This window comes from uncultured Chloroflexus sp. (genome assembly GCF_938091255.1).
Classification (GTDB): domain Bacteria; phylum Chloroflexota; class Chloroflexia; order Chloroflexales; family Chloroflexaceae; genus Chloroflexus.
In genome coordinates, this window is record NZ_CALLJH010000043.1 from 1 (window position 1) to 22,999 (window position 22,999).

A 22,999-nucleotide genomic window follows, 5' to 3' on the forward strand; every position below is an offset into this window, starting at 1 on the left:
CCAATTAGCGCCAGCTACGACGTTATCTTGCTGCACGTCTTTGGCGGCGGCGACCCGATCTACGCCGCCCTTGCGCCGGTACCGCTTACCGTCACCATTCTGGAAAACGACAATGCCGGGATCGTTCTCACGCCCACCGCGCTTACGGTGGCCGAAGGTGGGCCAGCAGAGACCTACACGGTCTTCTTATCCAGCGAGCCAACCGCCAACGTCACAGCGACGATTGACGGGCAAGGACAGGTCTTGCTCAACGGCCAGCCCACCCTCACCCTCACCTTTACGCCGGCCAACTGGAACACGCCGCAGACCGTCAGCGTGCAGGCGATTGACGATCTGATCGACGAAGCGCCAACTAGCGCCAGCTACGACGTTATCTTGCTGCACGTCTTTGGCGGCGGCGACCCGATCTACGCCGCCCTTGCGCCGGTACCGCTTACCGTCACCATTCTGGAAAACGACAATGCCGGTCTTGTGTTCACACCAGCGACGCTCACCATTGTAGAAGGTTCACCCGGCAGCTATACGATCACGCTCACGAGTGAACCAACCGCGAATGTGACGGTGACGATTGACGGACAAGGGTTCCTGTTGATCAACGGCAATGCTACTGCGACGTTGACCTTCACGCCGGCCAACTGGAACACGCCGCAGACGGTCAGTGTGCTGGAACCGAATGTCGATCAAATTGCGCAACTGGCGCGTAATCGGATTGTATTGCACACCACGAGCAGCCTCGACCCGGCCCATGACGGCCTCAGCCTTGGACTGCCGGTCACGGTGGTTGATGACGATATTCCGGGGATCATTCCCAGCGCCGTTGAACTAACTGTTACCGAAGGCGGTAGCACCAGCTACACTATCGAGTTGGCGACTCAGCCAACCGCCAATGTGACCATTACAATAAATGGGCAAGGAGTAGCGTTGATCAACGGTGTGGCAGTGGCAACGCTTACCTTTACGCCAGCCAACTGGAATATCCCACAGCTTGTCACAGTGTTCGTACCCGACGACAACATTGCTGAAGCAAGCCAGACCATCTTGCTGCCGCACACAGCAACTAGCGCCGATCCGTTCTACAATGGCCTGATCGGGCCGGCAGTCGAACTGACGATTCTCGACAACGACCCGCCCGGCTTTATTGTAACCACCCCCCTTGCGCCGCTTGTTGTGTCAGAAAATGGCGATAGCGTTACGATCCAAATTCGTCTCGCCAGCCAACCTACCGCGCCGGTGCAACTCAACATCTCGGTGGATAATCCGGCTGAGGGTAGCGTAACGCCAACGAGCATCGTGTTCGATGAAACGAATTGGAATCTCAATGCGGCATTGATTGTGAGCGGGGTTGATGACACACTCGAAGATGGGCATCAGCCATTTACCGTACAATTTGCGCCGGCGATCAGCGCCGATCCGTTCTACAACGGTCTGGCGCCAACCAACCTGAACTTTATCAACAGAGACAACGAATCGGTGCGCATCAGCATCAACGATATTATCCGGCTCGAAGGCAATAGCGGCGTCGCCAATGGCAATTTCATCGTTCGCCTCAACCGCGTCTCCGATCGTGATATTCTGGTCGATTACGCGACCGCCGATGGCACCGCAACGGCCGGGCTTGATTACAATGCCATTGCCGGAACTTTGACGATCCCCGCCGGTCAGTTGCAAGTCACCTTGCCGGTTGGAATTATCGGCGATACCTCGCCGGAAGACGACGAATTCTTTATCGTCAACCTGAGCAACCCACGGGCAACGATGCCCGGCCAGCCCAGCATCTTAGCCAGCGACGAGACCGTCGTGATTGCCGATAGCGTGGGAGTTGGCACGATCCGCGATGATGATCCGCCAGCGGTGCGCTTCGTAAGCAATGACTTCGTTGGCAACGAGAGCGCTGGTGCAGCTACCGTTACGGTAACCCTTAGCCGCCCCGCTACCAGCACGGTCACGGTCAATTATGCCACTGTCACCGGCGGCACGGCCCAACCCGGTGATGGCTCATCTCCGACTCACGACTACGCACCAGTCAGTGGCGTGCTCAGCTTCGCGCCGGGAGTGACCAGCCAGAGCTTTACTATCCCGCTCTGGAATAATAATACTGCTGAGACGCCGCTAGAGACGATCATCGTTACGCTCAGCGGGCCAACCGGGGCAACCCTTGGTGATCCGGCCACGGCCACAGTCACGATTATTGACACCACCCCGGCGTTGCTGACCCAAAACCCGACTGCGCTGCAAACAGCCGGCCCGAATTATACCACCTTCGGTTGGAACTTCTACGGTGCGAACGAAGGCGCTTCGCTGGTGCGGATCGATGTGCCATGCGGCATTACCGGCGGTCTAGCAGTTGAACTGCTCAGCCCATCGATCAATCCGGCAACAAACCCGTTTGACGTAATCCGTGATACGGCGGAAACGACAACGTTTGCCTTGTACCGTATGCCAGACGGCTGGCAAGCAAGCGACGGCTATCCTCCCACCATTGGGACACCGGTCGCGATCGCCAACTATGCGCCAAATACCGGCGATGCCACCACATGGGTAAGCCTAGCGGGCATTCCCAATCCCACGCCGTGCGGCATCTATATCTTAGAGGCCAGCGTACCCAATAATGATACCAACGGCTGGGCCGTGCGCAGCGGCTGGACCGGCAGCGGCGCGCCGGCCATCGACCTCGATGGCCTCCCCGGCAGTGGCGATGAGATCACGCAGGGTATCTTACGCCAGACGCTGCGCCATCCGCCGGGAACCCCGGTCTGCACCACCTTCTTCCAATACGTCGCACCGGGCTTGAGCAGCGTCACCTTCCACAACTTTGATCTCGAGGGCAACCTCGCTGGCAGGGCATGGGTGCGCTATTATCCACCCGGATCGCTCTACGATCCTACCGGCCAAACCGGGGGCATTCCCGGCACGGCTTCGGCTGACGGGCAATGGAACAATGGCACGGCAACCACTCGTGGCGGCGATGTGATTGCCTCCCCCCAACCGGGGTGGTGGCGGATTGTGACTTGCACTAACCACCCTACTGCCGATAATTACTTTATTCAGGAAGGGCAGACCGGTATGCCAATCTACCTGACCCCACCGCCAGCCCCCGCATTGGCGCTGAACGCAACGCCTACCTCGACGACCTTCATCACAGGCAGCAGCACCACCCTGTCCATTACCTACGCCAATCAAGCCAACGGGCCGGCTGCCGGCGCAGCGCACAACCTCCAACTGACGATCACCTTATCCGATGGGATCGGCTTTAGCGCGGGGGCCTGCGCTGCCATTCCCGGCTCGTGCAACGTGAGTGGGCCGGTCATGACGATTGATATGGGGCTTGTCGCGGCAGGTGCCGGCGACACGTTGAGCATTCCGCTCAGTGCCGGCACGATGCCGGTGGGCGCAGCGCCAATCGCGGTGCAAGCAACCGCTACTGATCAGATCGGCAATCTCTACCGGTGGCAAACCACGACGATGGTGCGGGTAGTGCCGTAGCAGCAGAGTGCAGACAGCAATACGGGCAGGTTTGAAACCTGCCCGTGCGTTTCTAGTCACCGCTATCCACGCCGCTGCGCCTACGGCTCTCGTCCAACCGCCCGCACAGCAGCAGCTTGCGCCTCGGCCCACGTGATCTGGGCCAATCGTTCTTTAACGGCTGGAATGCTCGCCGGCGCCATACTTAACTCATCCAGACCCAAGCCAGCCAGCGCCGGCGCAGCGTTAGGATCGCCCCCCAGTTCTCCGCAGATGCCAATCGGAATGCCGGCCTGCCGCGCAGCGCGCGCAGCCAATTCGATCATCCGCCACACCGCCGGATCATCGGCGTGATAACGCGCTGACAGCGTGGCATGACCGCGATCGACAGCAAGCGTATACTGGGCCAAATCGTTGCTGCCGATACTGAAAAAAGCGGCATCACGCGCCAATTGATCGGCCAATACCGCGGCTGCCGGCGTCTCGATCATCACCCCCAACGGTGGATTGGAACGATGATCAACCCCCGCAGCAGCGAGCGCCGCTGCCACTTCCTGCAACTGTGCGCGCGCCCATGCCAGATCAGCCGGTGTAGTCACCATCGGCAGCATAACCCAGATATCACCGTGAACAGCCGCGCGCAGCAAGGCGCGCAACTGGGTATGAAAGAGATCGGGCCGCTGCATCGAGAGGCGTAACCCGCGCACGCCGAGGAACGGATTCGCTTCGGGCGGTAACGGCAGGTACGGCAACGGTTTATCACCGCCAATATCGAGCGTCCGGATCACAATCGGACAATTAGGCAATTCAGTCAGCACCGCCCGATAGGCAGCGTATTGCTCATCTTCATCAGGCGGCGTTGCCCGATCGAGGAAGAGAAATTCGGTGCGAAACAGCCCAACCCCTTCTGCGCCATGCTCGCGCGCCAGCCGGGCCTCAGCCGGACGGCCAATATTGGCCCACAACGCCACCGGACGGCCATCGCGCAACTGGCCGGGCCGATCGTGCAACGCCGCGCGCCGCTGCCGGGCGGCGTGCAATGCCGCCATACGCTCTTGCGCCGCCTGCAACGCTGCCTCATCAGGATCGATCAACACCGTCGCCGTATCGCCATCAACCAACAGACTAGTTCCATCGGGCACGTGCAAGATCGCCTCGCCCACGCCAACAACTGCCGGTACCCCACGCGCGCGGGCCAGAATGATCGTATGGCTAGTCGGGCCACCGCCGGCAGTAGCAAACCCGGCCACATGATGGGGCAAATCTACCGTTTCAGCCGGGGTTAAATCATCGGCGACAATAATCGCACCGGGAGGAATGGTTGGCGAGACATAATCGCCGGCCAGTGCGCGCAGCAACTCAAGGCCAACCGCAGCCATATCAGCTGACCGCTCGCGCAAATACGGGTCATCCAGTTCGGCCAGCACTGCCTGCATCTGAGCAACAACCGTTTGAATCGCCCGAGTCAGTGGTTCGCCTTCGAGCACGAGCGCGGTAACGCCATCGGTCAGTGTTTCATCTTCCACCAATAGCGCTTGCGCATCGAACAGATCGGCCTCACGGAGACCGGCAGCCCGTTGCCGTTCCGCCAGCGCACGCAACCGGCCAACAGCGGCTCGCTGCGCAGCGTGGAACCGAGCTAGCGCCGCGTCAGCCGGCTCGTGCGGCGGGTCAACCGCCACTGCTGCGCGCTGCCACCGATAGGCCGGCCCGAACGCCAACCCAGCCGCACCACCTGCTCCTTGCAGCACCACACTCATACATTCCTCGTCGCTACTCGCCAAAATTCTCTTCAACCAGCTTGGTCAGCGCAGCAATCACTTCCGCCGCGTCCTCGCCGCTAGCGCGTAAGCGAATTTGATGCCCTTGACGCACCCCGATCTGCAAAAGGTTAAAGGCCGTCACCGGCACTTCTTTGGTTTGGGGCCGGCTCAGATTTTGAATGGTCACCGTGCTCTTGTAAGCCCGGACTGTCTCAACAAACACCTTCGCCGGGCGGGCATGCAAACCAACTGGGTTATTGACGGTCAAAACGACTTCTGTCATATCGCTACTCATAGACTTTCATCAACTCACGCGCTTGCAAGGCCGCCGCCGCCACTTGGTCCAGCGTCGCTTCAGCATTCGAGGCCTCAACCGCAGCCAGATAAGCGCCCTCGACTAATGGCGCATTGCTAATCTGAACGGGCGGGCCAGAAAAATGTTCGAGCGCTGTTTCGACACTCATCACTGCACTACCCAGATCAACTAAGGCCAGAATGCCATCAGCGGCCCGCAACTGCTCGAGGCCGGCTAAAATCCGTTCAACACTCGTGCCCAGCGAACCATCGCTAGCGCCGCCGGCGGCGACAACCGGAATCTGGTCGCCACCAATTTGCCCGACAAACTCTTGGACGCCTTCGGCGAGTCGCGCGCTATGCGAGACGATCAACAATCCAATCATGCCTCCTCCTCATTGCGGCTACACGTCATCGCCAGCGCTCGTAACAGATACGCCGTTGAGGTAGCCCCCGGATCTTGATGGCCAATACTGCGCTCGCCGAGGTATGAAGCACGCCCCTTCATTGCCAACATCGGGATCGTCGCCTGCGCGCCGGCTGCTGCCGCCGCCGCTGCTGCCTGCACCGCCCGCGTCAGCGAACGGCCGTCGGCCAAGGCCGCGCGCAGGGCTTCGATAGCAGGAACTAGCGCGTCAACCATCGTCTTTTCGCCGGGTTGGGCCTTGCCTCGGGCCACAATCCCATCTAACGCCGCTTCGAGCGCCAACACCACATCTTCGGCGCTCATTTCGTGTCGATCAGCCAACGCCATCCCGGCCCGGACAAAGGCCGTGCCGTACAACGGCCCTGATGCGCCGCCAACTGTCGAAACGATGGTCATGCCAGTGGTCTTCAGCACCGTGCCGATATCTTTATCGGCCACCGTCGGCAGGCGGGCAATCACCGCAGCGAAACCGCGATCGAGGTTCGCGCCGTGATCGGCATCGCCGATTGCAGCATCAAGCGAAGTCAGCTCATCGCGGTAGGCGTGGATCAGCTCCGCCGCCACCGTGAGAAAATGCGTGACGTGTTCTACCGTGATTGGCATCGTTGCCTCGCTCGTATTATCGTGATGCAGTGATTGACAGATTGCGCGCACACCTACAACCGACACTGGTCGGCCTGAGCTGGTTGGCTGGCACGGCTGTAGGTCGGCAAACGAGCTGCTTCTGTTGTATGCTAGACCATGCCGCGCGTTGGATCAAGGGAAAATGGCCAAGCCTGTTTACCTTTTTTGTTGCAATTCTGAAACATACTGCATAGGGATGAATAGCAATCGCCCGCAGCGTCACCTGCGGGCGATCTTGGCGGGGAGGGAGGGATTCGAACCCTCGAGGGGGTTGCCCCCCTAGCGGTTTAGCAAACCGCCGCACTAGGCCACTATGCGACCTCCCCATAGCACTACTGGAGGGGGCGGTGGGATTCGAACCCACGGGACGTATTGCTACGTCCTTCGGTTTTCAAGACCGACGCAATCAACCGGACTCTGCCACGCCCCCACTTGGCTGGCCGGCATAAAAAATGGCAGGCGGGACAGGACTTGAACCTGCAACCGGTGGATTTGGAGGCCACTGCTCTGCCAATTGAGCTACCCGCCTTCGCGTTCTTTATCCTACCATATCCGGCCAATTTTGGCAAGAGTGGGGAAGGTAGAAAGCGCGACCGCCAGCTTAAAATGCGGCAGTTGCACTACCGCACTCCACCCCAATCGCGCCCCGGTCACCGTCATAGAGATTTTCGGTAACCTCGCGTATTGCGTTACCCGCTTCGCCCAAACGGCAGATGAGAGCAACAAACGGCACCCGCCGCCTCAGTACCCCTCTGGCGCGTGGTAGCGTTCAAGGTTTTGGAAACGGGTAGTGCGTGACTCGAAGCGAAGCGGGATGATACCAAGCGGGCCGTTGCGGTGCTTGGCGATATGAATCTCGGCGATCCCCTTCTTGTCGGTCTCTTTATCGTACAACTCTTCGCGATAGATGAACATCACAATGTCGGCATCTTGCTCAATCGAGCCAGACTCGCGCAGGTCGCTGAGCATCGGCACGTGGCTCTGGCGGCCTTCGACCGCGCGCGAGAGCTGCGAGAGCGCGATCACCGGCACGTTGAGTTCGCGGGCTAGCGCCTTGAGACCGCGGCTGATGTCGCTGACCTCTTGGACGCGGTTGTCGGTGCGGCGGCCCGACATCAGTTGCAGGTAGTCGATCATCACCAGCGTGATGCCTACTTCGCTGTGTAGGCGGCGCGCGCGGGCGCGCACGTCGGTAATGCTGAGGCCGGGAGTATCTTCGATATAGATCGGTAGCTCAGACAGCACTCCCAACCCCTCGATCGCCAGACTTAACTCTTCGCCGCGCAGATTGCCGGTGCGCAGCCGTTGCATATCAATGCCGGTATGCATAGCCAACATGCGTTGCACCAACTGCTCGCGGCTCATTTCAAGACTAAAGATGGCTACCGTACCGTTGGCTTGAAAGGCGACGTTGTAGGCCAGCGAAAGCGCGAGCGAAGTCTTGCCGACGCTGGGCCGGGCGGCGAGAATAATTAGGTCGCTCGGCTGCAAGCCGCCGGTCAGCTCATCGAGATCGTGATAACCGGTCGGTACGCCGATTACCTCGCCGCGCCGCTCTTGCATCGACTCGATCTGAGCAAAGAGGGTATTGACCACACGGCCAATGTGGACGAAATCTTGATTGTTGCGCCGTTGCGAGACAGCGAACAGCTCGGCTTCGGCCCGATCAAGCGTCTCTTCCAGATCGCTCGCTTCGTCGTACCCCATCGCTGCGATCCGCCCGCCAGCCTCGATCAGGCGGCGCAATAGGGCGGTACGCTCGACGATGCGGGCATAGTATTCGATGTGAACGGCGGTCGGCACCTCAGTGACCAGCTCGCTCAGCATGGTGATGCCGCCGATCAGCTCAAGCTGGCCGCGCCGGCGCAATTCGGCAGCGACGGTTGCCAGATCGGCTGGTTCACGCCGGTTGTAGCAAGCTAGCATCGCCTCGTAGATTAGCGCATGCTTTTCGAGGTAGAAATATTCGGAAGGGAGCCAGCCGGCAACCGCGATGATGGCGTCACGTTCCAGTAAGATCGAGCCGAGCGTTGCCCGCTCGGCCTGCAAATCAAACGGTACGCTGCGTTCGAGGCGATCTTCCCGCTTTTCCACGATTTTCCCCCCGTTGCCCACCGGTTATCCACATCATCTGGATAAAACGCCAATGTGCCGCGAATTGCGGCACATTGGCAAGAGATGTCGCTAAACGTTGCGCGAGCGGTTATTCGCCTACCACCACAACCTTAAGCATGGCCGAAACCCCGCTAGCCAGTTCGACCGGAACCTCATACTCGCCGGTGCGCTTGATCGGATCTTCGAGCGCGATTTTACGCCGGTCGATTTCGATGCCGGCCACTTCGTGCAACTTGGCGGCAATATCGGCATTGGTCACCGAACCGTACAGTCGCTCTTGCTCGCCGACCTTGACCACAAAGGTCAGTGTCAGTTCAGCCAGCTTGGCGGCTAACGCCTCGGCCTCTTTGCGCGCCGCTTCGGCCCTGCGTCGCTGCGCGGCCAACCGCTCTTCAGCCTGTTTGATCTGGCTCTTAGTCGCCAGCACGGCAAACCCCTTCGGCAGCAGATAGTTACGGCCAAAACCGCCGCTCACATCTTTGATTTCGCCCGCTTTGCCCAGATGCTCAACATCTTGCACGAGCAATACTTTCATTTTCTTTGCGCTCACGGCGCTCTCCTTTACCTACACCGGTTATAAGCAACGGCCCTTATCTTACCATAACCCGGCGCGGATCGTCAACGATAGATCACTGGCGCATACGCGCGGTAGAGCGTTGTCACCACGCGTAAGGTGATGGGGACGCTTTGTATGCCGGCGCTGCCGGCGTTGACCGTGACCGTGGTTGAGTAATTCCCCGGCGTCAGACCGGATGGGTTAATCCGGTAGCGCAACAGACTGGTATGGCCGCTGCCGCTGGTCGTTTCGAGTGTAAGCCAGCTCGCGCTGCCGCTCGCTGTCCAATTGATGATTGCCGAACCGAGATTCTGCACCACAAGCGCATAGCTCGTCGCCGGATCGGTCGCCAACATGGGAACAGTCACACTCGCCGGCGTAACCGCCAGTTGCGCCGGCGTATCTTGACGCAGATAGACTGGCGTACCGCTGAGCGGAATCTGGGCCTGCCCGCCACTGATACTTAGCGGTAGCGTCGCCCCGTCGCGGCTAAGCAGTTGGGCAATGCGACCGGACTCAAGTGGCATCGTGCGCGTCTCGGCGCTGCCGGTCGTCCATAAGAGATCAACCAGCGCGCCGGTCGCGGTCTGGAAGCGGAGGTGGTAGCGAGCAGCGGGGATAAGCGCGTTATTCTGATGGACATAGCTATGTAATGGCCCAAAGCCGGCAAAGGTCGCCCCTACAAGCTGGTTGGTGAGCGTGGCGTAGGCGTTGGCGGCGGGCTTACGGGCATAGCCTTGGCTCCGATTGCGCAGCAAGGCCATGTTACCCCACAGATCATTGGGCGGGCTATCAAACTTATCTTCAAGCTGGAACCAATTGATATGCTGCACGCCCAATGCCAGCGCAATACCGTGGCTGCGCACCAGAAAATCAGCTTGCTCTTGCTCGCTGCGACAAACGGCGGAAGCATGCGTGCAGGTCGACCACCCTAGCTCACTGATCCAGAGCGGCACATGGGGCCCGCGCCGGGAATCGAGCCAGCCACGGGCATTGCTAATCCGTCCCCAGAGAGAGACCAAGCCAAACAGGCCGACCCGATCCGGAGCGGTGTCGGGCATATAGGGGTGGATCGCCAGCGCATCGAAGCTGGTTTGGGCGACAGGCACAGCCCCAAACGCCGCGCCGAGAAATTCGAGCCCGTCGCGATTGCCGCCAGTGCGTGTGCCGCCATCAAAAATGTAAACACCACCAGTAGCGATGATAGCCGTCGGGTCGGCGGCTTTGGCAGCGGCATAACCGGCGGCTAGCAACGCGCCGTATTCGTTCGCCTCACCCGGCCACGTCGCCCAGTTATTCGGTTCATTCCAAATCTGCCACACCGCCACCCGCGGCGAACCGGGAGCATCGTTCATCCCATCGCCATCGTAGCGTTCGACCGCCGCGCGAACAAAATCGGCGAAGTCTTGCGGGTTAGCCGGCGGGCACCAGTAGTTGAGCGAACCATTGTTGCGCGTGATTCGGCTGGCGCAATCAGCGACCCGCGCCCACTCCGGCGTGGTCAGCAGCATTCCGATAATGCCGAACCCGCCATTCGCCGCCTGCGCCAACGCGGTATCCATCAAGCCCCATGTAAAGTTGCCCTTACTCGGTTCGAGATTAGCCCAACTGATCTCTTCCCTCACCCACTCAGCGCCGAGTTCGCGGGTGGCATTGACCAGCGCCGCCAGATCATCATTGCGGTTCTGCGGCAACCGTTCCAAGCCGCTGAAGTAGGTATTCATCCCAAACGTGGTGAGACGGGGTGGTTGGTCAGGAGCGGCCAGACTGGGAGCAGGCGATGAACTTAGCGCCAGAGCGGCGATTAAGCTAATGACGAGCAGGGGGAACAGACGATGTGGCATAGGTTTGACCCTCTTGGTTAGCATGGTTGGCAAGCAATTGTGCCCTCGCAACCAGTGTTTGTGTATCCGCAAACGCCTCCCTCTTGCCATCAGCGTACCATATCTCAGGCAACATGTGGCAACTTTCGTCGTTATACAGAGAGTCACTTCACCCAGCGCTGTCTTTCATCCGACTGACATCTGGTCGCGCTACGATAGGGCCATTCCAATTAGCATCGTGACGGAGTTGTGTATGTATCGCCGTTACGGCAAGCGGTTGCTCGATCTGATCATTGTGATACCGGCGCTGATCATCTTAGCGCCAGTGATGGCCGTGATTGCCTTGCTGGTGCGGCTCAAACTCGGTCGTGGCGTAATCTTTCGCCAGCGCCGGCCCGGTTTGCATGGCCGGCCATTTACGATGCTCAAGTTCCGCACTATGACCGATGCCCGCGACGCACAGGGCCGGCTCTTGCCCGACGAACAACGGTTAACACCGTTTGGCCGGTTTTTGCGCAGCACCAGCCTCGACGAACTGCCCGAACTGTTCTGCGTGCTGCGCGGCGAGATGAGTCTGGTCGGACCACGCCCGCTGTTGATGCAGTACCTCGCACGCTACACCCCCCAGCAGCGACGCCGGCACGAGGTCTTGCCGGGCATCACCGGTCTGGCACAGATCAACGGGCGCAATGCCCTCTCGTGGGAAGAGAAGTTTGCTTACGATGTGCAATACGTTGATCAGGTATCACTATGGCTTGACATACAAATCCTCGCGCTGACGCTCTGGAAGGTGTTCAAGCGCGAAGGGATTAGCCAGCCGGGCCACGCTACTACCGAAGAGTTTATGGGAACGCCGCCATTACCACCCGCGCAGCCACAAGCAGCCAGTAGTAATTAAGACGGAACGGGCCGCAGACCCGCCTTGGCTCAGCGCGGCAGGCGAACGCCCACGCTCTATCCGCACCAGACTGCCCCATAACGCCAAGGCCCTAGGATACGACTTAAAAAGTAGCGAGTCATGGACAGCGATACCCTCAATAAGAAATGATAGTGCTATGGCTCAACGCATCTTAATCATTGGCGCCGGCGGGCATGGACAGGTTGTGGCTGATATCTTGTTGCAGGCGGCAGCCAATGGCGGTGATTGCCAACCGATCGGCTACCTCGACGACAACCCGCGCCGGTATGGGGAACAAGCGCTAGGGTTACCGGTGTTCGGGCCGGTTGCAGCGTTGGCTAGCATCCCGCACGACGGTATTGTGATCGCAATTGGCGACAACCGCACGCGTGCGCGCCTCTTCGCCGAATTGACGGCGCGCGGCGAACAGTTGGTCAGCGCCATCCATCCCTCGGCAATCATCGCTGCCAGTGTCACCATCGGCCCCGGCACAATGATTTGCGCCGGCGCTATCATCAATCCCGGCAGCGTCATCGGCGCCAATGTCATCCTCAATACTGGTTGCACCATTGATCACCACAACCAGATTGGCGATCATGCCCATATCGCCCCCGGCGTCCATACCGGCGGCCAAGTTGTCATCGGCGCAGGGACGCTGATCGGGATCGGTGCCATCGTGATGCCGCAGCGTCGAGTAGGGGCATGGAGTGTCGTTGGCGCCGGCGCGTTGGTACAACGCGATGTTGGAAACGAAATGATCGCAATTGGCGTACCGGCGCGACCATTCCGCGAACGGGCCATTGGGGAATGAACCTTACTATAACGACGCAAGGGATCGCGCAAGCTGTCTATTGCCGGCATCATACCAGATTATTCGTCATTCGCCTTTGCGTCTTTGCGTTCCATAGTAGGAGGACTTTCGTGCCCATTCCTATGTCATCGCCCGACATCACCGCAGCCGAAATCGCCGCCGTCAATCAGGTCTTGCAGACCAGCTATCTCAGCATTGGGCCGCAGATCGTCGCCTTCGAGCAAGCTATGGCCCAGTACGTTGGCCTCCCCCATGCCGTCGGGGTCAATTCCGGCACCAGCGGGCTACACCTCTGTTGCATCGCCACCGGCGCGCGCGATGGCGATCTGGTGATTACCACCCCCTTCTCGTTCATCGCTTCAGCCAACAGCATTCTCTACGAACGGGCGTTACCGGTCTTCGTTGATGTTGATCCGGCCACCGGCAATATTGATCCACATCTCGTTGCTGAAGCAGTAGCCGATCTCGTGCGCGGTGGCGCCGCGGCTGCGCGCTGGCTCCCCCGCCGCTATGGCCCGATCGGCACGCTCAAAGCAATTATGCCCGTCCACGCCTTCGGCCAACCGGCTGATATGGATCCCATCAACGCCGTCGCTGCCGAGTACGGTCTGCGCGTGATTGAAGACGCTTGCGAGGCAATCGGTTCAACTTACAAGGGGCAGATGGCCGGCACGCTCGGCGACGCGGCGGTCTTTGCCTTTTATCCCAACAAACAAATGACGACTGGCGAAGGCGGCATGATCGTCACCCGACACGACGACTGGGCTACCCTATTTCGCTCGCTGCGCAATCAGGGGCGCGATGTCTTTGATGCATGGCTCAACCACACCCGCCTCGGCTACAACTACCGGCTCGACGAACTCAGTGCGGCGCTGGGAGTTGCCCAACTGCAACGGATCGAAGAACTGATTGCCCGGCGGGCGCAAGTGGCCGCGTGGTATCACGAACAACTGGCCGATCTAGAGCTGGTCGAGCGGCCTCAGCTCAGCCCGCACACCACCCGGATGAGCTGGTTTGTCTACGTGGTGCGGATTCTGCCGCCGGCAGATCGCAATACAGTGATGCAGCGGCTAGCCGCAGCCGGCATCCCCTGCCGGCCCTATTTCACGCCGATTCATCTGCAACCCTTTTACCGTGAGCTTTTTGGATACGAGCAAGGCGATTTTCCAGTGACAGAACGGCTTGGCGCCATATCGTTGGCGCTGCCTTTTTCTAGTGTCATGCGCGAAGAACAAGTCACCGAGGTGGTTCATCATTTACGAGCCGCGCTCACGGGATAAAAGTATCAGCGCTGTTCTAACAAGATTGTTATCTGGTTGGCAGCGGTACACATTAATTGTTCACCTACCGCCGGTAGCATGAAGCCGTCACCTAACAGCTTAAGCGTAGCGTTATTCCCGCTAGCCTCCTCACCATACGCGCCGCACTGCCGACCAAGCAGCGACAGGAAAGGAGTCCGGCTTGAAGCTCATACCTGCTTCCCCCCTCCGCAATCGTTATTTGTTCTTGCTCGACATAGTTTTGTTGCCACTAGCGGCATACCTGAGCTTTTGGGTGCGGCTCGACGACTTGCCCGCAGGCACCGCCCTAGCCGGCTGGTTCGTCTTGGCCGTGATCACAACGCCCGTTCACATCGTGCTCTTCCAGCGATTAGGCATCTATTCGCGGTATTGGCGCTACGCTTCAATCGATGAATTGTTAATGCTGATTGCAGCCGTATCGCTGGCGATGATCATCGCCACGCCGGTTGCGTTTGTGGTGGCTAGCATCACACCGCTTACTCTTGTACCCCGTTCAGTGCCCATCATTTTCTTCTTCTTCGGACTAACAGCAACCATTGGGCCGCGCCTGCTCGCCCGCTTGCTCTGGCACCACAATACCCTCAAGCGCAAGCGTAAAGGCGACAGCAACGGAACGATGCAGCGCGTACTAATTATGGGCGCCGGTTCAGCCGGCTCGATGATCGCGCGTGAATTGCGTGACAACCCGCAACTCGGCATGATAGTCGTCGGCTTTCTTGACGATGACCCGCTCAAGCACGGGATGCACATCTATGGTGCGCCGGTATTGGGCAACCGGTTCGACATTCCCCGGCTTGTCCATGAATATGATGCCCGCTGCGTCATCATTGCTATGCCATCGGCTGCCGGCAAAGACATTCGCAGCATTGTCGAACTCTGCGAGCGCACCAATGTCAAGACCAAAATCATGCCCGGCCTCTACGAGCTGCTTGATGGCAAGGTGAGCGTCAACCAATTGCGCAATGTGCAAATCGAGGATCTCTTGCGCCGGGCACCGGTGCAGACCGATATTGCCGCCGTACATAACCTGTTGCAAGGCAAGCGCGTGATGGTCACCGGCGGCGGCGGTTCAATCGGATCAGAACTCTGCCGGCAAATTCTGCGCGCCCAACCAGCAGAGCTGATCATTCTCGGTCACGGCGAGAACTCGATCTTTACCATCGAGCAAGAGCTGCGCCGGATTGCGCCCCCCACTACCAACATCGCCACCGTCATTGCCGATATTCGCTTTGCAGAACGGATCATGTACATTTTCGAGCAATACCGCCCGGAAATCGTCTTCCACGCTGCGGCCCACAAACACGTTCCCCTGATGGAACAGAATCCTTCGGAAGCTGTCACTAACAACATCCTCGGCACCCGCAATTTGCTCAGCGCCGCGATACAGGTGAATGTCAGCCATTTCGTGATGATCTCCAGCGACAAGGCGGTTAACCCAACCAATGTAATGGGGGCAACCAAGCGGGTGGCCGAGTTGCTGGTTCACGAGGCTGCCCGCCAAAGCGGGCGCGCGTATGTGGTGGTACGCTTCGGCAACGTGCTTGGCTCGCGCGGTTCGGTACTCTTCACCTTCAAGCAGCAGATCGCCGCCGGCGGGCCGGTGACGGTGACTCATCCTGAGATGCGGCGGTTTTTTATGACCATCCCTGAAGCGGTGCAGTTGACCTTGCAGGCGTCAGTGCTTGGTCAAGGCGGTGAAGTGTTTGTGCTTGATATGGGGGAACCGATCCGGATCGTCGATCTCGCCCGCGACATGATCGAGCTCTCTGGCTTACGCGTCGGGCGTGATATCGATATCGTCTTTACCGGTCTGCGCCCCGGCGAGAAGCTCTACGAAGAGTTATTCCTCGAAGGGGAAGAATACGAGCGCACCAGCCACGCTAAAATCTTGATCGCGCGCAACGCTTCCCAGTTCATACCACACGCACTAGCCGATCAGATCCGGATCCTCGAGATGGCGGCATTCCGCGACGATACCGCGATCTTGTTGCGCACGCTGCACCGGATCGTGCCAACCTTCAAACGACCTTCACCCGCGCCGATGATCGAACCGAAACCGCACGAGCAGGCGGTTGGCGAACCGCTCTGGCGGCGGCGTATTGCCACCGATTGAGTTGGTACGTTGAACGCAAGATGAAGCGGAGTCACACGCGGCGCAGCAATTCAAGCAGCGCCGCGGCCAGCTTCTGGCCATCGTGGCGCAACACCCGCACTGCCCGGCTCTGCTGCGGATTATCGAGCGAGGTCGTGTATTGGATCACCGCCGCGGCGAGATCGGTCTCGATCACTAGGCTGCCCTCGATAATCACGCCGCGCTGGCCGCGCGTATCGCCGGGCAGGGCCGCCAGCTCTTCGTAATCTCCCGGATCGAGGTAGACCGGCGTCTGGTTCGCGGCAGCATAAATGCGCGTTGTTTCCGGATCGATCCGCTGTGCATTAACGAGCACATAATCCGGGGTGAAGCCAGCGTATTCTTTGATGGCACGAATATGGTCGGCAACGCGAAAGCCGGTGGTGCGACCCGGCTCGGTCATCAGATTACAGACGAAAATCTTTTTCGCGGCGCTCATTCGCACTGCCTCAGCAAACTCAGCTAACAAAAAGTTGGGCAGAATGCTCTCGAACAGGCTGCCCGGCCCTAACACGATAGCATCCGCCTCGTGCAGCGATTCGATCGCCACCCGCGTCAGCGGCGGCGGATCGGCTTGGGTCAGGCGCAGGTGTTGCACCCGCCGCTGGGCTAATTCGGGATGCAAATGGATATGCCGCACATCGATCAACGTGCCGTCATCCAGTTCGGCAACGACTTCGAGCGGTATCGGCGTTGGCACCACGTAATAGACATTTGGTTGATTAAGCAACCCCGATGCCCGGTAGTAATACTCGACCGGATCAGTCACCGGCACAATGCAGGTCATTCGATCAACCTGATCGCTCAGACTCGATAACACGAGCATGCCGGCGCCACCCGAAATCACCGCAATCCGGCGCGGTCGTTTGGCGCGGTCGTAGCCTAACACCAGCTCACCATCGACGGGTAATTGGCTTGGACGGGGAATGACCACCACACCGCTGAGTTGCCAGATGCCACCTGCCAAGACAAGTAGACCGACACTGAGTAGCAAGAAGCCACGCAATGGCCGGGGGAGAAATTGCAGGGTGAGCCACCACACCACTTCCGGCAGCCCTTCAACCGTGCGATAGGCGTGAATGAAGAGATAAGCCACACCAAGCGACAGCAGCACGATCCCGGCAAAGGTAAGCGAGAGCGACGGAAGCAATTGGCGCAGTGCGCTCAGACGATTGATAATTTGTTTCATGCCATCTTTGCTTGCTTATCATCAGCATCCTGCGCAGAGATTGGCCGGCGCGGCAAGCTGTTCCAGCCGCCCAATGCCCCACGCCCCCTATCCACTAAACTGCGCGCGCAGTGCTGCGCAGAGTGCGCGTAGGCCACCGTTACTGCGCGATACCGCTTCACACAAAAAGAGGCCAGCCAGCAACCCATCCGGGCAGCCGCTCCAGCGACTGAGTGCCACTTCACCAGTGGCCGTCATCGCCACAATCGGTTGGCGTTCAAGGTGAAGGCCATCACTCACCAATTCCAGCTTCATGCCGGTCGCCTCTTGCCATGCCGTCAAGTGTTTGGGATACGCGCGCAACGGGCCATTTGGTGCCGGCGGCGGCGCCATCACCAAGCCACGCTGGCGATGATGTGCCGCCAGATGGCCGGCCAGCAACAGGCTCACCTCAAACGGATCAAGCACCTCGCCGGTTGGATCAACTACCGCCAATGCGGTGCCATCGCCAGACAGCGCCAACCCAAGGTGCGAATCGCTTTCACGCACCAATTTGCGTAACCGGTTGAGACTCGCCTCAAATGGCTGCGGCGCACCGCGCGCAAAGAGCGGATCAGGATCGCGGTTGATCTCAATCGCTCGCGTCTGCCCACCCTCCCCTAGCAGCGCCGTCGCCATTCCGGCTGTCGTGCCGGCCATTGCATCGATGAAGAAGGTCATTGGTAACCGGCGGATCGCATCGAGATCAACGACATTACGCAGCGCGTCAAGGTAGGGCGCGCGCACATCAACCGTCTCTTGCGGTGGCGAGGAGGGCGGAAACACAAGCGATGGCAGGGGGTCAGGGGAAGGATCAATGCTCAAACCGCTCTTATCATCGGCGATCAAGATCAAACCACCCATATAATAAGGTCGGTTGCGTGCCGAGACGTACAACGCACAATCGGCCTGTTTGCGATCAAGCGCGTGGTGAAGAGCTGGCAGCGGTGCTGGCGCGCTGGCGAGCATTACCGAAACCCCTTGCGCTGCCAAATCGAGGGCCAATGTTTGGGCCAAGAGATTGGCGAGAAAGCGAGTATCAAAAGCGATCAAGCAGCGCGCGCGCTGATCAGCCAATGCTGCACCGACCGTCGCTGCCCGGCGGCGCAACTGATCGAGAGTTAGCTCAGCCGTGTAAGCTGCCTCCCACGCCTGTAGCAAGGGGCGTCGATACACACTCATGCCTGTGCGCGAAACTCCTCAACGATGCTCAGCATCTCATCGCGGATTGCACAAACGCGATCCCACGTCTGCGCCTCGAAGCGCGTCGTGATGGCCGGTTCGGTATTTGAAGCCCGCACCAACCCCCAGCCATCACCAAAATCTACCCGCACGCCATCGATGTCAATCAGCGGGTACTTGCCGGCAAACCGCTCGCGCAGGAAGTCGATCACGGCGAACTTGTGCTCTTCGGGGAAGGGGATGCGCCCTTCATCGATCGACGGTAACAGCGGGTAGGGCGCCAGCGCCTCGCGCAGGGTCTGCCCCAACTCGCCGAGAGTATGCAACAACATGACCCCCGCAAACGCCCCATCATCAAAATAGCGCCCGGGGAAGGGAAAGATGGTATGGCCGCTCAGCTCGCCACCTAACACCGCATCAACTTCACGCATCTTGGCCGACAGGCTCGTGTAGCCGGTCTTCCACATCACCGGCTCACCGCCCAGTTCACGGATTGCCTGCGGCAAGACGGCACTGCACTTCACATCAAACACGACCGGCCCTTTGCGCTTCGCCAGCATGACCTTGGCCAGCGCGATTAGGTAGCGATCGGCGAACACCACCTCGCCCGCCTCATCCACCACCCCCAGCCGGTCACCATCGCCATCGAGCGCAATGCCGAGATCAGCGCGATGCTCGCGCACCGCCGCCTGCAAATCGCGCAAGTTCTCAATTTTCAGCGGATCGGGATGGTGGTTGGGGAAGGTGCCATCTGGCTCGATAAAGAGCGGGATCACCTCGATACCGAGCGCTTCGTACATTGCCATGGCTAGCGGGCCGGCCACACCATTCCCACCGTCGAGCACGACTCGTGGTCGTCGGCCACTGACATCGATCCAGCGCCGTGCTGACTCGATGTAGGCCGGGCCAACATCAACCTGCTCGTAGCTACCGTTGCCTTGCGCAAAGTTACCGCTCGCCGCGATCGCACCTACCTCCTGAATCGCCTCTGAAGGCAACGGCTCGGAGCCAAAGCGCGGTTCGGCGCGGCGCAGCTTGAGACCATTGAATTCCGGCGGGTTGTGGCTCGCCGACACAATCGCTCCGGCATCGGCACCCAATGCCTCAACCGCAAAATACATCACCGGCGTCGCCACCATGCCAATATCGAGCACATCCATACCGGTGGCACACAAACCGGCAATCAACGCTGCTTGAAACCGGGGTGAACTTAGCCGCGCATCGCGGGCCACGACAATGCGCCGGCGACCCTCATTGCGAAACAGGGTGCCCGCCGCCCGCCCGAGCAACTCATAAATCCCTTCGTCGAGATCAACCCCGACGATGCCGCGAATGTCATACGCGCGAAAAATCGTTTGATTGAGCGATACGCCCATGCCAGCCTCAAATCGGTGGGTGACGTTCCCCGCGAACGCCATAGTCAACCATCGGATTAGTTCGATCCTAGCCGAAAGCATCCTATCCGTCAAGGTCGAAGAATGAATGGCAACTGGCCCTCCATAATACCCACTGTCAGCGCCAAATGGGATGACGGGCACACAGATCGCCTAATGAACGCGATGAATGCTCCTCACCCCAGTCCGCGCCTCTGCGAGGAGAGGGGAGTGTAGGGCGGAATTTATTCCGCCTTACGCGCCCTACGGAGTGGATGGCTTGCAGCGGCGGGACGGGCTTCACATCCACCCCTCGCCTCAACCCGCGCCCCAGTGGGGAGAGGGGGGATAAGCGCTAGTGCATCCTTCGCCCCAGCCCTTGCCCACGCTGGAGAGAGGAAACTTCCGTCATAGCAAGGGGTGCAAGCCCCAGAGCAAGGGTAACCCGGCGATTCGCCCTTACGTAACTTTGCCCACCTGCGACCAGCGTGTCGTCAATGAGTCATCATTTCCGTGCTTACGGGCAATTGCGTCAATTGCGGGCAGCAGCGCGGTGCATTTCCCGCCCGCCCCTTGCAATGACCGAACCACTCCTAGTCAATGCGCAGGCACGCAGTGTCGATAGAAGCGAATCGCTCGTAGCGACACCTGCTTGATGACCATAATCATGCTATCCTGTTTTGCATAAAGCGCACATTGATACCATTCGCATGTACCATGATTCCCTCTCCTCACCCCAATCTTGACCATCTCAACGAGATATTTACACGCCTTCCTGATATCTAGGCTGTCTACCTGTTTGGTTCGGTAGCGACTGGCACAATGCATGCCGAAAGCGATCTCGATCTCGCCCTTGTCCTCCGACCCGATGCCCACAGCTTTGCCAAACTCGACCTGCTTGCTGCATTGGCCGAATCCGGCTTCTGCAACGTCGATATAGTGATACTGAATACTGCCAACATCATCCTCAAACACGAGGTTCTCCGTCACAATAAGCTTATCTATCAGACGACCGACTTTGATCACGGAACATTTTTTCACTCGTTATGCGCCAATTTTTTCGATTTTCGTCCCTATCTTGATCTGCAACGACAGGCGTATAAAGCAAGGATGCAGTATGATCAGACCCGAAATACTTCAGAAACGGCTTGAAAAAGTTGACGAATACGTACACATTCTGCGCGGCATGCAAACGTATTCACGTGAGGAATTCATTGCCAATTCTGAACGATACGGCAGCGCCGAGCGTTTCTTGCAACTTGCAATTGAAGCACTCACCGATGTGGGCAACCACATTATCGCCGGTCGCCAATTGGGCACGGTTGACTGGTACAGTGATGTGCCGCACCGTCTGCGCGAAGCAGGGTATATTGATGAAGGCGCCGAACAATTCTGGATCGGATGATCGGCTTTCGCAACATTCTTGTCCACGAGTACTTTGGATAGACCGCGACATCGTGTATCAGATATTGCAAGAACATGTTGCCGATATTGAACGGCTCAAGCACATCTTCGGGCAGTTTTTGTGAACAATCCCCGCCCTCTCAGTAGACGACACAAGCCTATGCCTCCCTGAGAGAGACAGGATGGTCCCACACCCGACTGCTTGTCGTATCATCGGCTTTGTGGTATGCTATTTCCGGTCGTTGTCTCCGACAAGGTAAGCGCTTATGCCAGCACTCACGAATGCCATTCCGGGGCCGCGCGGCCTGCCAGTCCTTGGCGTTGGCAATCGCCTCCTCAACGATCCACTCGAATTCATGGTCCGGCTCCAACGCCATTACGGCGATCTTGTCCAGCTTCCACTGGGTAAGCACACGATGTATTTGGCTACCCACCCCGACATGGTCAAGCGGATCACTCAAGAGAACTGGAAAAACTACATCAAGCGCTACCCGACAATGGACGAGATTCTCGGGCAAGGCCTTGTGACGAGCAACGGCGAGTATTGGCTGCGGCAACGCCGATTGATGCAACCCGCCTTTCACCATCAACGCATTACCCGCATGGCTGACGTGATGGTCGAAGAGACCGAACGCATGCTCGCACGCTGGGAAGGGTATGCCCGCAGCCATCGCCCGTTTGAAGTGCAAGAAGAGATGATGCTGCTCACCCAGCAGATCATCGTGCGAACCATGTTTGGTACCTCGCTGAGCGACGCTGAAGCGCATACCATCGGCAAAGCATTCAACGACTCGCTCAACTGGGTTGCTGGCCAACAATTTCGCATCTTCCAGCCGCCGCGCAGTTGGCCAACGCCCGGCAACCTTGCCTACCGCCGCAACCTCGAACTACTCGAACGCACCGTCTACCGGTTAATTAACGAGCGTCGCCAGCGGCCGGGCGAACACGACGACCTACTTGAGATGCTGGTAACAGCACGTGATGCTGATACCGGCGAACAGATGTCACCCAAACAGATTCGTGACGAAGTGATGACCATCTTTCTCGCCGGTCACGAAACCACTGCCGGCACATTATCATGGATCATCCACCTGCTCACCCATCACGGCGACACCGAACGAAAACTACGCTCTGAATACGCCAGCGTCCTCGGCGGTCGCAACCCAACGCCGAACGATCTGCCACGGCTACCGTACAACCGCATGGTGATTGACGAGACCCTACGTCTCTATCCACCAACGTGGATCTTGACGCGCGTGCTAATCAATCCCGACACATTGGGTAATTACCAATTACCCGCTGGTGCAACAGTCGCTCTCAGCCCGTATGTCACCCATCGTCATCCGGCCTTCTGGCCCAACGCCGAGAGCTTCGATCCTGAGCGATTCCGTCGCGAAGAGGCAGAATCGCGCCACAAATTCGCGTATATTCCATTCCTCAGCGGTCCACGCCAGTGTATCGGTAACAACTTCGCGCTCACGGAAATGCAGATCGTGCTGCCAATGATCTTGCAACGCTTCCAGATCAGTGCAGTACCCGGCTACCCAGTGCAACCACAGCCCAAAGCAACGCTCCGGCCGGGGCCGAAGGTGTGGGTGGAGGTGAGGGGATGAGAGACAAGAAGATGA

18 protein-coding genes and 3 tRNA genes are annotated in these 22,999 nt (G+C 58.9%); 8 read left to right on the forward strand and 13 right to left on the reverse strand.

Annotated elements, in window-relative coordinates; genetic code table 11:
• A partial coding sequence (locus Q1A00_RS14615) for a Calx-beta domain-containing protein (RefSeq protein WP_299757510.1) occupies positions 1–3,483 on the forward strand: 3,483 nt, incomplete at its 5' end.
• A gap of 80 nt (positions 3,484–3,563) precedes the next feature.
• Here the strand turns inward: Q1A00_RS14615 and ptsP are convergent.
• The 10 genes from ptsP to Q1A00_RS14665 all read right to left on the reverse strand — a co-directional run bounded on the left by ptsP (position 3,564) and on the right by Q1A00_RS14665 (position 11,085).
• Complete coding sequence (ptsP, locus tag Q1A00_RS14620; RefSeq protein WP_299757514.1) at positions 3,564–5,222, reverse strand: phosphoenolpyruvate--protein phosphotransferase; 1,659 nt, start codon at positions 5,220–5,222, stop codon at positions 3,564–3,566.
• A gap of 13 nt (positions 5,223–5,235) precedes the next feature.
• Positions 5,236–5,508: an HPr family phosphocarrier protein gene (locus tag Q1A00_RS14625; RefSeq protein ID WP_298408090.1), complete on the reverse strand. Its 273-nt coding sequence runs from the start codon at positions 5,506–5,508 to the stop codon at positions 5,236–5,238.
• A gap of 4 nt (positions 5,509–5,512) precedes the next feature.
• Positions 5,513–5,905, reverse strand: coding sequence for a dihydroxyacetone kinase phosphoryl donor subunit DhaM (dhaM, locus tag Q1A00_RS14630; protein ID WP_298408088.1), 393 nt, complete (start codon positions 5,903–5,905; stop codon positions 5,513–5,515).
• Positions 5,902–6,549 carry a dihydroxyacetone kinase subunit DhaL gene (gene dhaL / locus Q1A00_RS14635; protein ID WP_298408085.1) on the reverse strand — a complete coding sequence of 216 codons (648 nt, stop codon included), beginning with the start codon at positions 6,547–6,549 and terminating at the stop codon, positions 5,902–5,904. Before dhaL ends, dhaM begins: the two co-directional genes overlap by 4 nt.
• A 257-nt stretch (positions 6,550–6,806) precedes the next feature.
• Positions 6,807–6,896: transfer RNA gene (locus tag Q1A00_RS14640), tRNA-Ser, on the reverse strand.
• 10 nt (positions 6,897–6,906) lie between these two features.
• Positions 6,907–7,000 (reverse strand) — tRNA-Ser (locus tag Q1A00_RS14645).
• Positions 7,001–7,023: 23 nt separating this feature from the next.
• A tRNA-Trp gene (locus tag Q1A00_RS14650) sits at positions 7,024–7,099 on the reverse strand.
• 212 nt (positions 7,100–7,311) lie between these two features.
• Entirely contained in the window at positions 7,312–8,667 is a 1,356-nt protein-coding gene (gene dnaB, locus Q1A00_RS14655) for a replicative DNA helicase (protein WP_366144877.1), read from the reverse strand.
• Between the two features lie 106 nt (positions 8,668–8,773).
• Positions 8,774–9,220: a 50S ribosomal protein L9 gene (gene rplI / locus Q1A00_RS14660; RefSeq protein WP_298408100.1), complete on the reverse strand. Its 447-nt coding sequence runs from the start codon at positions 9,218–9,220 to the stop codon at positions 8,774–8,776.
• A gap of 83 nt (positions 9,221–9,303) precedes the next feature.
• The gene (locus Q1A00_RS14665) at positions 9,304–11,085 is read right to left on the reverse strand and encodes a beta-galactosidase (protein ID WP_298408079.1); all 1,782 of its coding nucleotides are present in this window, start codon (positions 11,083–11,085) and stop codon (positions 9,304–9,306) included.
• 232 nt (positions 11,086–11,317) lie between these two features.
• Here Q1A00_RS14665 and Q1A00_RS14670 point away from each other — a divergent pair, with 232 nt between their 5' ends.
• From Q1A00_RS14670 to Q1A00_RS14685, 4 genes are all read left to right on the forward strand, one after another.
• Complete coding sequence (locus Q1A00_RS14670) at positions 11,318–11,962, forward strand: sugar transferase (protein ID WP_298408075.1); 645 nt, start codon at positions 11,318–11,320, stop codon at positions 11,960–11,962.
• A 157-nt stretch (positions 11,963–12,119) separates the two neighbouring features.
• Positions 12,120–12,773: an acetyltransferase gene (locus tag Q1A00_RS14675; RefSeq protein ID WP_298408064.1), complete on the forward strand. Its 654-nt coding sequence runs from the start codon at positions 12,120–12,122 to the stop codon at positions 12,771–12,773.
• A 110-nt stretch (positions 12,774–12,883) separates the two neighbouring features.
• The gene (locus Q1A00_RS14680) at positions 12,884–14,053 is read left to right on the forward strand and encodes a DegT/DnrJ/EryC1/StrS aminotransferase family protein (RefSeq protein WP_298408051.1); all 1,170 of its coding nucleotides are present in this window, start codon (positions 12,884–12,886) and stop codon (positions 14,051–14,053) included.
• A 181-nt stretch (positions 14,054–14,234) separates the two neighbouring features.
• Positions 14,235–16,187, forward strand: a complete 1,953-nt coding sequence (locus Q1A00_RS14685; protein WP_298483271.1) for a nucleoside-diphosphate sugar epimerase/dehydratase — start codon at positions 14,235–14,237, stop codon at positions 16,185–16,187.
• A gap of 31 nt (positions 16,188–16,218) precedes the next feature.
• Here the strand turns inward: Q1A00_RS14685 and Q1A00_RS14690 are convergent, their stop codons facing one another.
• The 3 genes from Q1A00_RS14690 to Q1A00_RS14700 form a co-directional block, all read right to left on the reverse strand.
• On the reverse strand, positions 16,219–17,394 hold the full coding sequence (locus tag Q1A00_RS14690) for a 2-phospho-L-lactate transferase CofD family protein (RefSeq protein ID WP_298408026.1): 1,176 nt from the start codon (positions 17,392–17,394) through the stop codon (positions 16,219–16,221).
• An 87-nt stretch (positions 17,395–17,481) separates the two neighbouring features.
• Complete coding sequence (locus Q1A00_RS14695; protein ID WP_298490643.1) at positions 17,482–18,594, reverse strand: phosphoglucomutase; 1,113 nt, start codon at positions 18,592–18,594, stop codon at positions 17,482–17,484.
• Positions 18,591–20,012: a phosphomannomutase/phosphoglucomutase gene (locus Q1A00_RS14700; protein ID WP_298408010.1), complete on the reverse strand. Its 1,422-nt coding sequence runs from the start codon at positions 20,010–20,012 to the stop codon at positions 18,591–18,593. The genes Q1A00_RS14695 and Q1A00_RS14700 overlap by 4 nt, the downstream gene beginning before the upstream one ends.
• A gap of 777 nt (positions 20,013–20,789) precedes the next feature.
• On the opposite strand from Q1A00_RS14700, the gene Q1A00_RS14705 reads away from it, so the two are divergent.
• The 3 genes from Q1A00_RS14705 to Q1A00_RS14715 all read left to right on the forward strand — a co-directional run bounded on the left by Q1A00_RS14705 (position 20,790) and on the right by Q1A00_RS14715 (position 22,984).
• Entirely contained in the window at positions 20,790–21,119 is a 330-nt protein-coding gene (locus tag Q1A00_RS14705; RefSeq protein ID WP_298483269.1) for a nucleotidyltransferase domain-containing protein, read from the forward strand.
• The gene (locus tag Q1A00_RS14710) at positions 21,085–21,372 is read left to right on the forward strand and encodes a HepT-like ribonuclease domain-containing protein (RefSeq protein ID WP_298408006.1); all 288 of its coding nucleotides are present in this window, start codon (positions 21,085–21,087) and stop codon (positions 21,370–21,372) included. Before Q1A00_RS14705 ends, Q1A00_RS14710 begins: the two co-directional genes overlap by 35 nt.
• A 265-nt stretch (positions 21,373–21,637) precedes the next feature.
• The gene (locus tag Q1A00_RS14715) at positions 21,638–22,984 is read left to right on the forward strand and encodes a cytochrome P450 (protein ID WP_299757525.1); all 1,347 of its coding nucleotides are present in this window, start codon (positions 21,638–21,640) and stop codon (positions 22,982–22,984) included.
• Positions 22,985–22,999 lie beyond the last annotated feature (15 nt).